We start from the raw sequence: 15,503 nt of genomic DNA, 5'->3' as shown, positions 1-15,503 counted from the left end.
ATGGCCAACCACGAAGAAGACGACGGCTACGACTACCTGTTCGAGGCAGCCTACGAGGCGCTGGAGGAAAGCGGCTTCACCGGCCTGCTGGTAAGCGGCTACGAGGACATGCCGGAACCCGCCCCGGTGGAAGGGCACATGCCCGACCTGACCGCCACCAACGCCAAGGGCGTGGCCTGCATTTTCGAGATATGCCCGCGCGAGGCATTCGCCACGCAGGAACTGGCGGAACGGCTGCTGACCTTCGCCCGCCACGCGGAAGCCATCAAGGGGCACCTGGTGCTCATCGTGCCCGAAGGCGAAGAGGACGTGGCCTGGGCCTTCCTGTCCGAGCACGCCATACCCGAGGACAGACTGGACGTCTGGGAAGCGTAGGGGCGCCTGACTGGCTGGGCGCCTGACTGGCTGGGCGCCGGGCTGGCAGGCGGCGGGCAGGCTGACTGGCAGAACGGCAGGAGCAATGCCCTCTTGCCCAAGCTGATTGCCCGGCTGCCCCGCATGACGGCCTGCGGTTGCACCCGGCAGCTATCCCCGATCGCGCACGGCGCGCCGCCACGAGCACAGCGGCGCGCAGCAGCCAAGGCCCTGGCGCAGTTCGGTCAGATCCGGACCGGGCGCGGCTGGGCCAAACGGGGCTGGGCCAGACGGGGTTGAGCCAGACTGGGCTGCCTCAGGCACGTCGGGATGGGACGTGTCCGGTCCAGACGTGTACGGATCAGACGTGTTCGGTCCGGGCATGTCCGGTCCAGACGTGTCCGGCGACTGGCCGGGTGCCGTGCAATGCTGCGCCCGCGGCGCCATCAGCAGGCACAGGTACCGGCCCAGCGCTGCATCCCAGAGCAGTTCCGGGCAACGCGGCAGATAGCCGTGCAGATGGTGTGAGACCAGGCACTGGTCGGACAGGCAGCACCAGCCGCAGCCGACACAAGGCACATGAGACATGAAGGCACCGTGAACAGCTTCGCGGGCAAGCCGTCCCCCTGTTGACGGACATGTTGCGGGGGTGGGCTCCGGGCCGCGCGGGTTCCTTGCCCCTTCGGGTCGGCACGGTCTTTGGAGAAAATCGTCCGGCACGGTACACCCCTGCCGCTGGCATGGCAAATCAGGGGCTTCCGGCACCACTTGCGCCGGGTGCGCCCCTGTCCGGACCAGTCGTTTCCGCCCCCCGGACGGCCCGCCGGGGCTGTTACACACCGTTACCATTTGCCCCTTGCCATCCGCCCCCGGTGGTTCTAGAAGGCGTCCAGCAAACCCCCTGTGCAACCCTGCACCCACCGCTGCAAACCGGCAAAGCTTCCGCAACCCGGCAAAGCTTCACGCAACCCGGCAAGGCTTCCGCAACCCGGCAACGTCCCCCGCAACTCCGGCACACCAGCCAAGACAGCATCCATGTCGCGCCGCTCCCGCCTGTACCTCCTCCATGCCCTGCCAGTCCTGCTGGCCGCGATGCTGCTGGCCCACCCGCCCCTGCGCCATGGCCTGGTGGGCCTGGCCCGCTACACCAAGGCCCGGCTGTACGACTACCGCCTGTTCGACGATTCCGACCTGGTCACCGATGTCTCCGCCCGCGAGGCCGTGCCCCTGGAGCGACTGGCCGACGGCAACACCCTGTACGTGCTGGTCATGGGGCAGTCCAACGCCGCCAACGAGGTGGATACCCCCCTGCCCTCCGACGACCTGGAAAACGTGTTCATCGAGTACGACGGCACCCTGTACCCCGCCGAAGACCCCATGCTGGGCGGCACGGGCGAACGGGGGTCGGTGTGGTCGCGCTTCGCCCGACTGGCGCTGGCCACCGGGCGCTGGCGGTACGTGGTGCTTTCGGTCATCGCGGAGGGCGGCTCGCCGCTGTCCTACTGGCTGCCCGGCGGCCCGGTGCGGCCCAAGCTGGAGGATCGGTTGCGCGCCATCCAGCAGTTGCCCATCAGGCCGGACTACGTGTTCTGGTTCCACGGTGAATCGGACGCGCTCAATTCCCTGCCGCGCCTGCTGTACAAGTACGATTTCCTCGATCTGGTGGGCACGCTGCGCACCTTCGGCATCGACAACCCGGTGCTGGTTTCGCAGACCTCGCTGTGCCGCCGCTTCGGCAGCGAATCGGTACGCCAGGCCCAGCAGGAACTGGCCCGCCAGGTGCCCAACGTGACCCTGGGGCCGGATACCGACGAGGTGGGCCTGCCCTTCCGCCGCGACGGATGCCACTTCACCGACGAGGGCGGCGACATCGTGGCCGGACTGTGGATGGACGCCATGCTCGACGCCGAACAGACCGCCGAATAGCCTGCCGTCGCGCCCCCTGCACTCCCCTTCGTGGCCGCGCCCTTTCCCGCCGCGCGGCCCTGCCAGACCGTGCCCCGCCATTGCGCCCGCCTGCCGTGACCGGCGGCAGGCCCGTCCGTTGCGCCCTTCGCCCCGGCCCCCCGGTACCTCGTGATATCCCTCGGCTTCTCCGAACAGCACCCGGCATGTCCCGAGGTCGCCTGACGCCCCGCCGCCTCTTCCGCCCCCTCCTTCCTGCGCCCTGCCCTTTCCCGCCAGCCGGGCATCCGCCCTGGCCAGCGAACGCCCCCCTCACGCATCCGGATTCAAAAAGTCAGTATTGGCGGAATGTTCCGAAAAAAGTTCTTTCGCCGTTCAACCAATGCGGTTGGCTGCCCAGACAGTTTCATCCCCATCCCCTGCATGCCCCCGTTTTTCGCCACTTGCCCCGGTTTTGCCCGCCGCGCCGCACCGCCCCCCGGCGAAGCGCAAATATTTCCACGTGAATTTCCAAACATGGTAGCAGTTACTGACATTGGGTGATATACGGATGATAGACCATTAGTCTGTTCGGTACGCGAACCTGCCCACGCCCCTCGCCGGGCGGGCCTTTTCGCGTCGGCTCCCGTCAGGCTCCCGTCAGACTCTCGCGAGGGGCTGCGGGCACGGGACATGGTCCGTGATGCCGGTCACGTTCACTGGCGGCGGAATCGGGCATGCAGGCAGCGGAAGGCTCCGCACCGCCGCAGACCGCCGACGCCGGGGTTCCTTCCGCAGGGGCTGCGAACACGACACGGTGCAACTACCGGCCATGGCATCAGGATTCAGTCGGTAACACTAATTTGACAAACGTAACACCGTGAGGTAGCTCACCACAACACCACTTCCTCCGCGTTTCGCCCACCATCGACGGGCAAACGCCAACCCGGCGGACACGGTCGCCGCCGGCGCGCACCGCATGTCAGGCGCTCCTGACATGGCATGCGCACGCAACGGGCAATCCAATGCCGCAGCCGCGCTGCGGTTTCACTGGTTTCCGGAGGTGACCGATGGTTTTCGACATCCTGCATCTTGCTATCATTCTCTTCCTCATTGCGGGGCTCGCGTTCGCGGGCGGCCCGCTCATCCTCGCCATGCTCGTGGCTCCACGGGCGCGCGGCGGCGACCTGGGCATGTCCTACGAATGTGGCATGCGCCCCCACGGCAACGCCTGGACCCGCTTCGGCATCAACTACTACGTCTACGCCCTGCTGTTCATCGCCTTCGACGTGGACGTGCTGTACCTGTTCCCCGCCGCCGCCCACTACCACACCACCGTGGGCTGGACCGCCTTCATCGAAATCTGCGTCTTCCTGTTCTTCCTCGTGCTTGCCCTGGTCTATTTCCGCGCCAAGGGGGTGTTCACATGGCCGCGCAAGATTGCCCTGTAAGGCCCCCGGTCATCGCTCCGGCCACGGGCGGGGTTGATGCACCCATCGTCAACGTGGCGCCGGTGCAGAAGATCCTGGACGTGTGCCGGGCCATGTCGCTGTGGCCCATGACCTTCGGCCTGGCCTGCTGCGCCATCGAAATGATGGCGGTGGGCATGGCCCGGTTCGACATCTCGCGCTTCGGGGCGGAAGTGTTTCGCCCCTCGCCGCGCCAGTCCGACCTGATGATCGTGGCGGGCACCGTCACCCGCAAGATGGCCCCGGCGCTGGTGCGCCTGTACGAACAGATGCCCGCGCCGCGCTACGTCATGGCGCTGGGCAACTGCGCCATCTCGGGCGGGCCGTTCAACTTCGAGGGGCAGTACGCCATCGTCGAGGGCGTGGACAACCTGGTGCCCGTGGACGTGTACGTGCCCGGCTGCCCGCCCCGGCCAGAGGCTCTGCTGGAAGGGCTGTTCCAGATCCAGCACAAGATCACGGGACGCCGCTGGTGGCCCGTGCCCGCCGAAATCTCCGGCTCCATGGGGGGTGGCGCATGACGCCCGAAACGCCTGCCGTCACCCCCGACGTGCTGCTGGCCCCCCTGGACCCCGCCTACATGGCCGATGAAAACCCGGCCCGCACCGGCCTGCGCTGGTCCGCCTTCCTCTCCGCCGACGTGCTGCCCCGCGCCGCCGCCCTGCTGCTGGAAGCAGGCTGGCACCTGGAGGACATCTGCGGCCTGGACGTGCGCGAAGGGCTGGTGGCCGTGTACCACTTCGACCGCATGACCGCCCCGGGCCGCCTGGCCATCCGGGTGCTGATGGACCGCGCCGCCCCGGTGCTGCCCTCCATCGCCGACATCCATCAGGGCGCGGAATGGCACGAACGCGAAACCGCCGACTTCTACGGCATCGCCTTCACCGGCAATCCCAACCCCGCGCCGCTGCTGCTGCCCGAAGGCATGCAGGGCCACCCCCTGCTGAAGGACGCCGCCGCCCGTGCGCCGCTGGCCGCCCTGCTGGCCGTGCCGGGGCGCGAGGACACCGTGCTGCGCAAGGCCGAAGGGTTCACCCTGCTGGAACCGGCAGAGGACGCAAAGCCCGCCAAACCGGCCAAGGCCAAACCCGCCGCAACCGAGGAGGGCGCCGACAATGCATAGCACCGAGACCCTTCGGTCGCACGGCACCGCCTGTCCCGCCGCCTCTGCGGACGGAGGCTGTGCCGACGACCAGATCGCGGGCGACGGCTACACCTGCCGCTTCGAGCAGGGCGCCCGCCCGGAATCGCTCATCCTGAACATGGGTCCGCAGCACCCGTCCACCCACGGCGTGCTGCGCGTGCTTCTGGAACTGGACGGCGAATACATCGTCCGGGCGGAACCGGTGCTGGGCTACCTGCACCGCATGCACGAAAAGATGGCCGAGGTGAAAACCCCCGCCCAGTTCATGCCCAACATGGGCCGGGTGGACTACCTGCACGCCCTGGCCTGGAACTGGGCCTACGTGGGCGCGGTGGAAAAGCTGGCGGGCATTGAGATTCCCGAACGGGCCGAGTACCTGCGGGTAATCACCTGCGAGCTGAACCGCATCTCGTCGCACCTCTTGTGGTGGGGCGCCTACCTGCTGGACCTGGGGGCCTTCACCCCCATCATGTACGCCTTCGACGACCGCGAAATGCTGCTGGACCTGTTGCAGCTCATGACCGGATCGCGCCTGACGTACAGTTCGTTCCGCTTCGGCGGGGTGTACACCGACGCCAGCCCCGCCTTCGTGCAGGGGGTGCGCCAGTTCATCCCGCACCTGCGCTCGCGCCTGCCCATGTACACCGCGCTGGTGACGGAAAACATCATCCTGCGCCGCCGCATCGAGGAAGTGGGCGTCATCCCGCAGGACATGGTCACCCGCTACGGGGCCAGCGGCCCGGTGGCGCGCGGCAGCGGCATTGCCTACGACGTGCGCCGGGCGGAACCGTACTCGGTCTACGACCGCTTCGACTACGAGATTCCCGTGCGCCACGAGGAATGCTCCATGGCCCGGTACATGGTGCGCATGGCCGAGATCGAGCAGAGCCTGCGCATCGTCGAGCAGGCCATCGAAAACCTGCCCGACGGCGAGCACATGCACCCCAAGGCCCCCAAGCCCAGCTTCAAGCTGCCCGCCGGGGAATCGTACTTCGCGGTGGAAGGGGCGCGCGGCAAGATCGGCGTGTGGATCGCCAGTGACGGCGGCAAGACGCCCTACCGCGTCAAGCTGCGCGCGCCGGGCTTCTCCAACCTGGCCCTGTTCGCCGAATGCGCGCGGGGCACCCTGCTGGCCGACGCCGTTGCCATCCTTGGCAGCCTCGACATGGTCATCCCCGAAATCGACAGGTAGGCCGCCATGAATGCAACCATCTCCTTCGATTCCGTGCTGCACGTGGTGCTCGCGCTGGTGGGCGTGGCCGTCTTCGTGGGGCTGAACGGGCTCTTGCTCGTCTACGCCGAACGCAAGGTGGCGGGCTTCATCCAGCGCCGCCCCGGCCCCTACGAAGTAGGGCCGCAAGGCATATTGCAGGCCGTGGCCGACGCCCTGAAGCTGATCGGCAAGCAGCTGGTGCGCCCGGACAGGGCAGACCCGCTGCTGTTCTGGATGGCCCCGGTGCTGGCCTTCTTCCCCGTGCTGCTGCTGTTCCTGCCCATTCCCTTCAGCCCGCTGCTCACCGGGTGGGACGTGAACCTCGGCCTGCTGCTCATCCTTGCCTTTGCCGGGTTCAACGTGCTGGCCCTGCTGCTTGCGGGGTGGGGTTCCAACAACAAGTACGGCCTGCTCGGCGCGGCCCGCGCCGTGGCCCAGTCCGTGGCCTATGAAATCCCCCTGCTGCTGGCCGTGCTGGCCATCGCCTTTCAGGAAGGCACGCTGAGCCTTACCGCCATCGTGGGCGGGCAGGGCGGCATGCCGTGGCAGTGGAACATCGCCGTGCAGCCGCTGGCGTTCCTGATCTTCTTCGTCAGCGCCCTGGGCGAGACCAACCGCGCCCCCTTCGACCTGCCCGAGGCCGAATCGGAACTGACCGCAGGCTTCCACACCGAATATTCGGGCATGGGCTTCGGCATGTTCTTCCTGGCCGAGTACGCCAACATGATCGTGGCGTGCAGCGTGTGCACCGTGCTGTTCCTGGGCGGGTGGAAAGGCCCGTTCCTGGACGGGGCGTGGTGGTTCCTGGCCAAGGTGTACGGGCTGCTGCTGTCCATGATGTGGTTCCGCTGGACGTACCCGCGCGTGCGCTTCGACCAGCTGCTGAACCTGAACTGGCGGTGGCTGCTGCCCCTTGGCGTGCTGAACCTGCTGGCGACCGCGTTCGTCATGAAGCTGTAGAGGCGGTAAGGCGGCGGGGGAAGGGACCCTTTGAAAAGGGTCTCCTTCCCCCGGACCCCCATCCCCCCAAACTTTTCATAAGGGTGGACACCCGCATGAAGGGGTCAAGGGGACACGGTCCCCTTGCGGGGGGGCCGGGGGGCAGAGCCCCCCGCTCTCTAAGGAGGATATAATGGCATCGATCTTCCGCACCATCGCCGACCTGTGGAGCCTTGTGGTGGGCCTTGGCATCACCGGCAAGGAATTCTGCAAGCCCGGCGTCACCGTGCACTACCCGCGGGCAGAGGTAACGCCGGAAGCGGCGGCCTCGTTCCGCGGGCCCATAGAACTCATCGGGCTGGACAAGGACCCGGCGAAGCCCAAGTGCATCGCCTGCATGCTCTGCGTGTCCGCCTGCCCCAGCAACTGCATAACCGTCACCCGCGCCCCCACGCCCAAGCCCACGCCAGAGGAACTGAAGGCCATGGCAGAGGCGGAAGCGCGCGGCGAAAAGCCCAAGAAGCCCGCGCCGCCCAAGGCGCCCGGCACCTGGACCTACGACTTCTCGCTGTGCAGCCTGTGCGGCAGCTGCGTGGAGGCCTGCCCGGTGGATTCCATCGGCTTCTCGCACGACATCTACATGGTGGGGACAAAACGCGAGGACTTCGTGTTCGACCAGTTGGCGCGCCTGGCCCGCAAGGCCGCGGCCCGCAAGCAGGAGCCGAAGCCCGCCGCGAAGGTCGCGCCCGAGGCCGCACCCGAGGCCCCGGCCCCCGCGCCCGAAACCGCCGCAGCAACCCCCGCAAGCGAGGCATGACATGGAAACACCGGCAATCCTCGCCTTCGCCTTCTACTTCCTGGTCATCGTGGTCGGCTGTTTCATGGCCGTGGGCTGCGCCAGCCTGGTGCGGGCCCTTGTGGGGCTGGTCGCCACGCTGCTGGGCGTGGCGGGCATGTACCTGCTGCTCAACGCGCCGTTCATGGCCTTCATGCAGATTCTCATCTACGTGGGCGCCATCTGCGTGCTGATCTTCTTCGCGCTCATGCTGGCCCGGGCCGACGCGGAAGGCGACGAGGCGGACCCCGCCCCGGCCCCGCGCACCTTCAAGGGCGTGCTGGCGGCCATGCTGCCCGGCGCGCTGCTGGCCCCCATCCTGATGCTGCACCCCACGGCATCAAAGATGATTCCGGCGGAAGTGCCGCTGGCCGAGCTTGGCCGCAGGCTGATGGAAGACTACGTGCTGCCCTTCGAACTGATCTCGATGGTCCTGCTCATCTCCATGGCAGGGGCCGTGCTGCTCGTCTGGGAAAGGAGGGACAAGTGAAACCGCTCGTGCTCTACCAACTGGCCTCCCTCGTGCTGCTGGGCGCGGGCCTGGCGGGGCTGGTCAAGCGGCGCACGCTGGTGGGCATGCTCATTGCCGTGGAGCTGATGCTCAACGGCGCGGGGCTGTCCATCGTGGCCGCCACCCAGCTTACCGGGGCGGACCCCGCCCTCGGACAACTGGCCACGCTGCTGGTCATGGGCCTTGCCGCCGCTGAAGCCACCGTGGCCCTGGCCGCCATCGTCGTGGTGTTCCGCCGCTTCGGCACCACCCGCACAGATGCCCTGGCAACCCTGAGGGAGCAGCAGTGATGACCGTGCCCAACACCGTAGAATCCGCAAGCCTGCTCATTCCGCTGCTGATAACCCTGGTTGCGCCCTTCGCCATCATGCTGGCGCGCGGCAACGCCAACCGGCGCGAGGCCGTGTCGTTCATCGCCGCCGCGCTCACCTTCCTTTCGGTGCTGCAACTGGCGCCGGGGGTGATCGGCGGGGCCATCTACACCTACACCGTCACCACCATCCTGCCCGGCATCAGCCTGACCCTGTGCGCCGACGGGCTGGGCATGATCTTCGCGCTCATCGCCACCTTCCTGTGGGGCTTCGCCACCAGCTACAACATCGGGTACATGCGCGGGCTGAACGAACACGCCCAGACGCGCTACTACACCTGTTTCGCGGTGGCCATCTTCGGCGCGGTGGGCGTGGCCTTTTCGGCCACGGTGTTCACCCTGTACCTGTTCTACGAGGTGATCACCGTCTTCACCTACCCGCTCGTCGCTCACCACCAGGACGCAGAGGGCTTTGCCGGGGCGCGCAAGTACCTCGTGTACCTCATGGGCACCTCAAAGCTGTTCCTGCTGCCCGCCATGATCCTGACCTACGTGCTTACCGGCACGCTGGACATGCGCCTTGGCGACGTGCTGAACGGCATGTTCCCGCCCGACGTCATCGCCGCGCACCCCAACCTGGTGCGGGTGACCTACGTGCTGTACATCGCGGGTCTGGCCAAGGCGGCCCTGGCCCCGTTCCACAACTGGCTGCCCTCGGCCATGGTGGCCCCCACGCCGGTCTCGGCCCTGCTGCACGCGGTGGCCGTGGTCAAGGCGGGGGTGTTCTCCGTGAGCCGGATCATCCTTTCCGGCTTCGGGGTGCAGGCCATGGACACGCTGGGCCTGGGCATTCCCACGGCGTGGCTGGCCGCGTTCACCATCATCGGGGCCTCGCTCATCGCCCTGACCAAGGACGACATCAAGGCCCGGCTGGCCTATTCCACGGTCAGCCAGCTGTCCTACGTCATCATCGGGGTGGCCCTGCTGACGCCGTCGGCCGTGCAGGGCGGGCTGATGCACATCCCCCACCACGCCTTCTCCAAGATCACCCTGTTCTTCGGCGCCGGGGCCATCTACGTGGCCACGCACATCAAGAAGATCAGCCAGATGAACGGCCTTGGCCGCCGCATGCCGTGGACCTTCGGGGCGTTTGCCCTGGCGTCCCTGTCCATGATCGGCATGCCGCCGGTGTGCGGCTTCGTCTCCAAGTGGTACATCGTCAACGGTTCGCTGCAGGCCGGGCAGACCGCCCTGCTGGTGGCCCTCTTGCTGTCCACCCTGCTCAACGCGGGCTACTTCGTGCCCATCTTCTACCGGGCGTTCATGCTGCCGCCCGCCCCGGACGCCAACATAGAGCAGTACAGCGAAGCCCCCGCCTCCATGGTGGTGCCGCTGTGCCTGACCGGGGCCATATCGTTGCTGCTGGGCCTGTATCCGCAGGTGTTCCTGAACTTCATCCAGGCGTTCGGCCACTTCTAGGAGCGCGCTCATGAACGGACTCGGAGCATTCCTTGAACGCCAGCGCGAACTGCGCGGCGCATGGCTGAAGGCGCTGTACGGGGCGTTGGCCGCCCTCGTGCTGCTGAACCTGTTCGTCGGCCCGCACGAGCCGCACTTCGGCCTTGATGCCTACCCCGGCTTCTGGGCGCTGTTCGGCCTTGTGGTGGGCGTGCTGATGGTGGTGATCATGAAGCGCATGGTGCAGCCCGTCATCGTGCGCAGGGAGGACCACTATGGAGACGTCTAGCTTCCTGCATCCCGCCATCGGCTTCCTGGCCCTGGCGGCGGTGCTGCCCTTCCTGCGGGGCAAATGGTGGAACTGGCTGCTGCCCGCGCCCGCCGTGCTGGCCGTGTTCGCCGTGTTCACCATGACGCCCGGCGACCACCTGACCCTGCACTGGCTGGGGCAGACCCTGCTGCTGGGCCGCGTGGACAAGCTGTCGCTGGTCTTCGCCCAGGTGTTCGCGGTGATGTCGGTGGCGGGCATGCTGTACGCCATGCACGTGGAGGACCGGGGCCAGCACATCGCCGCCGCCCTGTACGTGTCGGGCGGGTTCGGCTGCGTGTTCGCGGGCGACTACCTGACCCTGTTCGTGTTCTGGGAACTGATGTCCATCGGCTCCACCTTCCTCGTGCTGCTGAACCGCACGCGCGAATCGGTGCTGGCGGGCTTTCGCTACTTTCTCTACCACACCGCCGGCGGCCTCTTGCTGCTGGCCGGGTTGCTGCTGCGCTACAAGGCCCTGGGCACGTGGGAATTCACGGCCATGGCCCCTTCAGCCAACGCGCCCCTGTACGAATGGCTGATCCTGGCCGGGTTCTGCGTCAACGCCGCCGTGGTGCCGCTGCACGCATGGCTGCCCGACGCCTACCCGCGCGGGACGGTGACCGGTTCCGTGTTCATGTGCGCCTACACCACCAAGACGGCGGTGTACGTGCTGGCGCGCGGCTTTGCCGGGTGGGAGATACTGGCGGCGGCGGGCACGGTGATGGCGGTGTACGGCGTGCTGTACGCGTGCATAGAGAACAACGCCCGGCGCATCCTGTCGTACCACATCGTTTCGCAGGTGGGGTACATGGTGGCGGGCATCGGCGTTGGCACGGCCATGACGCTGAACGGCGCGGTGGCCCATGCCTACGCGCACATCCTGTACAAGGGCCTGCTGTTCATGGGCACCGGCTGCCTGCTGTACGCGACGGGCACGGCCAAGCTGGACAAGCTGGGCGGCCTGGCCGCGCGGCTGCCGTGGGTCATGGTGCTGTACATGGTGGCGGCCCTGTCCATCTCGGGCATGCCGGTGTTCAACGGGTTCATCTCCAAGACCATGACCATCACCGGCGCGGCGGAAGCGCACCGGACGCTGGTGGCCCTGGGCCTGGAAATCGCGGCGGTGGGCACGTTCATCTCGGTGGGCATCAAGCTGCCCTACTTCGCCTTCTGGGGCGGCAAGCCCACGGACAACGACCGTGTGCTGGCCCCCATCCCGTGGAACATGTACGCGGGCATGACCGTGCTGGCCGTGCTGTGCATCCTGCAGGGCGTGGCCCCGTCCATCCTGTACGCCTACCTGCCCTTCGAGGTGGAACACCCCTACGTGCCGTGGTCCTTGTGGCACGTGTTGCAGTCGCTGCTGCTGCTGGGCTTCTCCGGCCTGGCCTTCTACCTGCTGCGCAAGGTGATCACCCCGCACGAGGGCCTGAACCTGGACGTGGACATCGCCTACCGCGCGGTGGGCACCGGGGCCTTGCGCTTCGTGTGCCGCCCGCTGGCCTTCCTGGATGACCGCTGGACCGAGGCCTACCGCACGGGCGGCCTGCGCGGGCTGATGGGCATTGCCCTCGGCTCCGTGTGGTTCGACCGGCGGGCCATCGACGGCGTGGTGGACGGCAGCGCACGCACGGTGCGGGGCATCGGCGGGCTGGGCGCGCGCACGCAGAACGGCAGCCTTCAGGACTACCTGGGACTGGCCGCCTTCTTCGCGCTGTGCGTGTTCGGCCTTGTCTGGTACCTCGGCTAGGGGGCTGCCCCCCAAATTGTCCTTTTGCCCGTTGGCTGCGTCAAACTTCGCCTGTCATGTCGGTCGAATACAACAAAAGTATACTCCCTAATGTCAGGCTCGTTTTCCTTGCCAACGAACAAAAAACCTAATTTGGAAACAGCCCCTGGGACCTACTAAATAACGGAGCTGCCTGTGTATCCTGACATACCGGTCCTCAGCATCCTGATCTTCCTGCCTCTGGTGGCGGCGGCGCTGCTGCTGCCCCTGCGCGACGACGAAACCGTGCGGCGCGTGTCGCTGGCGGCGTCGCTCGTGGGGCTTGCGGCGGGGTGGCCGCTCATCGCCTTCAACCCCGACGCCGGGTTCCAGTTCGTGGAACGCATGACCTGGGTGGCCCGCTGGGGCCTTGAATACCATCTGGCCGTGGACGGCATCAGCATCCTGATGGTGTGGCTGACCCTGTTCACCCTGCCGTTGTGCGTGCTGTGCTCGTGGACGTACATCGGCAAGCGGGTGAAGGAATTCCACGTCTGCCTGCTGCTCATGACGTCCGCCTGCATCGGCGTGTTCACCTCCATGGACCTCGTGCTGTTCTACGTGTTCTGGGAAGCCATGCTCATCCCCATGTACCTGCTCATCGCGGTATGGGGCGGGGCCGAGCGGCGCTACGCGTCCATCAAGTTCTTCCTGTACACCCTTGCCGGGTCCACCCTGCTGCTGGTGGCCATCGTGGCCTTCCGCATCGCCGGGGGCACCTTCTCCATCCCCGACCTGATGCAGCAGACCTTCGGGTTCCGCTTCCAGTACTGGGCCTTTCTGGCCATGGCCCTTGCCTTCGCCATCAAGGTGCCCATGTTCCCGTTCCACACCTGGCTGCCCGCAGCCCACGTGCAGGCGCCGTCGGCAGGTAGCGTCATCCTTGCCGCCGTGCTGCTGAAGATGGGTACCTACGGGTTCCTGCGCTTCTGCCTGCCGCTGACGCCCGAGGCCAGCGTGCACTTCGCCCCGCTGATGATCGGCGTCTCGGTGGTGTCCATCCTGTACGGGGGCGCGGTGGCGCTGGGGCAGACCGACATCAAGAAGCTGGTCGCCTATTCGTCGGTGGCCCACATGGGCTTCGTGACGCTGGGCATCTTCCTGTTCCAGAAAAGCGGCGTGCAGGGCGCGCTGTTGCAGATGCTGAACCACGGCATCGTCACCGGCGCGCTGTTCATGATGATCGGCGCCATGTACGAACGCAGCCACAGCCGCGAGGTGGCGGACAACATGGGCATGGGCAAGTATCTGCCCGCGTTCATGTTCTTCTGGGGGCTGTATGCCCTGGCCTCGTTCGGCTTTCCGGGCACCAACGGCTTCGTGGGCGAAGTGCTGGTGTTCGTGGCCGCCTTCCAGCAAAGCCTGACCGTGGGCGCGCTCATCGTGCCCGGCGCGCTGCTGGCGGCGGCGTACATGTTCCGGGTCAGCCTGCGCATGGCCTGGGGCAGCCCGTCCACGGCCAAGACCTGGAACGACCTGAACCGCCGCGAATGGGCCTACCTGCTGCTGCCCGCCGTGCTGGTGCTGTGGATAGGCCTTGCCCCCGCGCCCTTCCTGCGGCTGATCGACCCTTCCATCGACCGGCTGCTGGCCGACCTGCGTGGTCGCGCCCCGGTGAAGGAAGCGCCGCTGGCCCTCAATCATGCGGACGCGGTGCGGCATGAGCCGCCCGCCATCCTCGCATCCGCCGCCATCGCCAAGGAGGTGCGCCAGTGAACCTCGACCTTGCCCTGCTTGTTCCCGAATGCGCCATGCTGCTGCTGGTGGCCGTGCTGTTCGTGCAGGCGCTGTCCGCCGGTCCGGCCTCGGTTGCGGCCCACCGCTGGCTGCCGCTGGGCGCGCTGGCGGTGCTGGCGGCATCGGTGGTGGCGCTTCCTGCCGAAGGCATGCTGCTGTGGGACGCCTACAAGGTGGACGGCCTGTCGCAGTTCTTCAAGTTGTGCGTGGCGGGCGGCTTCTGCATCGCCGTGCTCAACGCCACCCGCCAGCCCACGCTGGAGGAAGGCAAACGCGCCGACTACTTCCTGTTCCTGGGGGTATCGGCGTGGGGCCTGATGCTGCTGGCGTCCTCCGCCGAACTGGTGACCCTGTACCTTGCGCTGGAACTGTCGTCGTACAGCCTGTACGTGCTCATTCCCCTGCGCGGGCGCACCCGCGAGGGGGCGGAGGCGGGCGTCAAGTACATCCTGTTCGGCGCGGCGGCCACGGCCATCTCGCTGTACGGGCTGTCGTACATCATGGCCGCGCACCAGACCACGTACATCGCGGCGCTGGCCGCGCGCGACTGGTCGTGGGCGGCAAGCCCCACCGCCGTTGTGGGCCTGTCGCTGTTCCTGTGCGGCATGTTCTACAAGCTGGCCCTGTTCCCGTTCCACTTCTGGTGCCCCGACGTGTACCAGGGCTCCAGCAACGAGACGGCGGCCTACGTGGCCACCCTGCCCAAGCTGGGCGCGGTGGTGGTGCTGGTGCGCCTGGCCGCCGTGCTGCACCCCGGCCTGGAAATAACCACGGCCATCGCCTGGCTGGGGGTCATCTCCATGACCTTCGGCAACCTGTGCGCGCTGGTGCAAAAGGACGTGAAGCGCATGCTGGGCTTCTCGTCCGTGGCGCACGCGGGCTACGTGACCGTGGGCCTGGTGTCCGGCACGGCGGAAGGCCTTGCCGCCGCCGCGTTCTACGCGCTGGTGTACGTGGTCATGAACCTGCTGTGCTTCTGGGTGGTGGCCCGCGTGGCCGTGGACGGGCGCAACCTGGTCCTGTCCGACCTCAACGGGCTGCACCGCAGATCGCCGGTGCTGGCCTTTGCCCTTGGGGTGGGGGCCTTCGCCCTGGTGGGCCTGCCGCCCACGGCGGGCTTCATGGGCAAGCTGTTCCTGATCACGGCGGCGTGGAACCACGGCTACAACTGGCTGGTCATCGCCCTGGCCCTGAACAGCGCCATCGCCATCTACTACTACCTGTCGCTGGTGCGCCACGCCTACACCGAGCCTGACGAAAACACCTCGCTGCCCGCGCCCGACCAGAGCGCGTTCAGCCTGGGCGGCGCGGTGGCGCTGGCCGCCGCCACGCTGGTGCTGGGCATCGTGCCTTCGCCGCTGTTCGAAAAGGCGGTGCAGGCGGGCATGGCCCTTTTCGGATAAGGTAGGAAACCAGCCCCTGAAAACCACCGACGGAGCCTTGGCTCCCGGCCTCTGCAACACGAATCCCCCGGCCCCGCACAACGGGACCGGGGGATTTTTAACACTTGCAAAGGGGCGGCGCGCTCGACAGGCACCGCAACCTTCACCTAGCATGGGCGCATCCGCGCG

At 67.2% G+C, this 15,503-nt stretch carries 16 protein-coding genes; 15 read left to right on the top strand and 1 reads right to left on the bottom strand.

Features of this window, described 5'->3' with window-relative positions; genetic code table 11:
- A complete protein-coding gene (locus K6142_RS09385; RefSeq protein ID WP_190244592.1) occupies positions 1-375 on the top strand; it encodes a hypothetical protein in 375 nt (124 codons plus the stop codon).
- A 150-nt stretch (positions 376-525) separates the two neighbouring features.
- Here K6142_RS09385 and K6142_RS09380 read toward each other — a convergent pair whose 3' ends face one another.
- On the bottom strand, positions 526-942 hold the full coding sequence (locus K6142_RS09380) for a hypothetical protein (RefSeq protein ID WP_223290319.1): 417 nt from the start codon (positions 940-942) through the stop codon (positions 526-528).
- A 447-nt stretch (positions 943-1,389) separates the two neighbouring features.
- On the opposite strand from K6142_RS09380, the gene K6142_RS09375 reads away from it, so the two are divergent.
- The 14 genes from K6142_RS09375 to K6142_RS09310 all read left to right on the top strand — a co-directional run bounded on the left by K6142_RS09375 (position 1,390) and on the right by K6142_RS09310 (position 15,335).
- Positions 1,390-2,280, top strand: coding sequence for a sialate O-acetylesterase (locus tag K6142_RS09375; protein ID WP_190244591.1), 891 nt, complete (start codon positions 1,390-1,392; stop codon positions 2,278-2,280).
- A 1,028-nt stretch (positions 2,281-3,308) separates the two neighbouring features.
- Positions 3,309-3,689: an NADH-quinone oxidoreductase subunit A gene (locus tag K6142_RS09370; protein ID WP_012612719.1), complete on the top strand. Its 381-nt coding sequence runs from the start codon at positions 3,309-3,311 to the stop codon at positions 3,687-3,689.
- Positions 3,665-4,228 (top strand): NADH-quinone oxidoreductase subunit B, encoded by a 564-nt coding sequence (locus K6142_RS09365; RefSeq protein WP_012612720.1) that lies wholly within the window; start codon positions 3,665-3,667, stop codon positions 4,226-4,228. Before K6142_RS09370 ends, K6142_RS09365 begins: the two co-directional genes overlap by 25 nt.
- Positions 4,225-4,830 carry an NADH-quinone oxidoreductase subunit C gene (locus tag K6142_RS09360; protein ID WP_190244590.1) on the top strand — a complete coding sequence of 202 codons (606 nt, stop codon included), beginning with the start codon at positions 4,225-4,227 and terminating at the stop codon, positions 4,828-4,830. Before K6142_RS09365 ends, K6142_RS09360 begins: the two co-directional genes overlap by 4 nt.
- The gene (locus K6142_RS09355) at positions 4,823-6,043 is read left to right on the top strand and encodes an NADH-quinone oxidoreductase subunit D (protein ID WP_190244589.1); all 1,221 of its coding nucleotides are present in this window, start codon (positions 4,823-4,825) and stop codon (positions 6,041-6,043) included. Before K6142_RS09360 ends, K6142_RS09355 begins: the two co-directional genes overlap by 8 nt.
- Before the next feature lie 6 nt (positions 6,044-6,049).
- Complete coding sequence (nuoH, locus tag K6142_RS09350) at positions 6,050-7,024, top strand: NADH-quinone oxidoreductase subunit NuoH (protein WP_012612723.1); 975 nt, start codon at positions 6,050-6,052, stop codon at positions 7,022-7,024.
- 172 nt (positions 7,025-7,196) lie between these two features.
- Positions 7,197-7,820, top strand: coding sequence for a 4Fe-4S binding protein (locus K6142_RS09345; RefSeq protein WP_190244588.1), 624 nt, complete (start codon positions 7,197-7,199; stop codon positions 7,818-7,820).
- A gap of 1 nt (position 7,821) precedes the next feature.
- A complete protein-coding gene (locus K6142_RS09340) occupies positions 7,822-8,328 on the top strand; it encodes an NADH-quinone oxidoreductase subunit J (RefSeq protein WP_190244587.1) in 507 nt (168 codons plus the stop codon).
- Entirely contained in the window at positions 8,325-8,639 is a 315-nt protein-coding gene (gene nuoK / locus K6142_RS09335; RefSeq protein WP_012612726.1) for an NADH-quinone oxidoreductase subunit NuoK, read from the top strand. The genes K6142_RS09340 and nuoK overlap by 4 nt, the downstream gene beginning before the upstream one ends.
- Entirely contained in the window at positions 8,639-10,138 is a 1,500-nt protein-coding gene (locus tag K6142_RS09330; protein WP_190244586.1) for a monovalent cation/H+ antiporter subunit D family protein, read from the top strand. Before nuoK ends, K6142_RS09330 begins: the two co-directional genes overlap by 1 nt.
- Before the next feature lie 10 nt (positions 10,139-10,148).
- A complete protein-coding gene (locus K6142_RS09325; protein ID WP_007524336.1) occupies positions 10,149-10,406 on the top strand; it encodes a hypothetical protein in 258 nt (85 codons plus the stop codon).
- Positions 10,393-12,177: a Na(+)/H(+) antiporter subunit D gene (locus K6142_RS09320; protein ID WP_223380818.1), complete on the top strand. Its 1,785-nt coding sequence runs from the start codon at positions 10,393-10,395 to the stop codon at positions 12,175-12,177. Before K6142_RS09325 ends, K6142_RS09320 begins: the two co-directional genes overlap by 14 nt.
- A gap of 174 nt (positions 12,178-12,351) precedes the next feature.
- A complete protein-coding gene (locus K6142_RS09315; RefSeq protein ID WP_190244585.1) occupies positions 12,352-13,911 on the top strand; it encodes a NuoM family protein in 1,560 nt (519 codons plus the stop codon).
- Positions 13,908-15,335: an NADH-quinone oxidoreductase subunit N gene (locus tag K6142_RS09310; RefSeq protein ID WP_190244584.1), complete on the top strand. Its 1,428-nt coding sequence runs from the start codon at positions 13,908-13,910 to the stop codon at positions 15,333-15,335. The genes K6142_RS09315 and K6142_RS09310 overlap by 4 nt, the downstream gene beginning before the upstream one ends.
- Positions 15,336-15,503: the final 168 nt, after the last annotated feature.

It is taken from the genome of Nitratidesulfovibrio sp. SRB-5, from assembly GCF_019931275.1.
Classification (GTDB): Bacteria; Desulfobacterota; Desulfovibrionia; order Desulfovibrionales; family Desulfovibrionaceae; genus Cupidesulfovibrio.
Note: the sequence above shows the minus strand (reverse complement) of the source record. Positions and strands in the feature narration are given on the sequence as shown.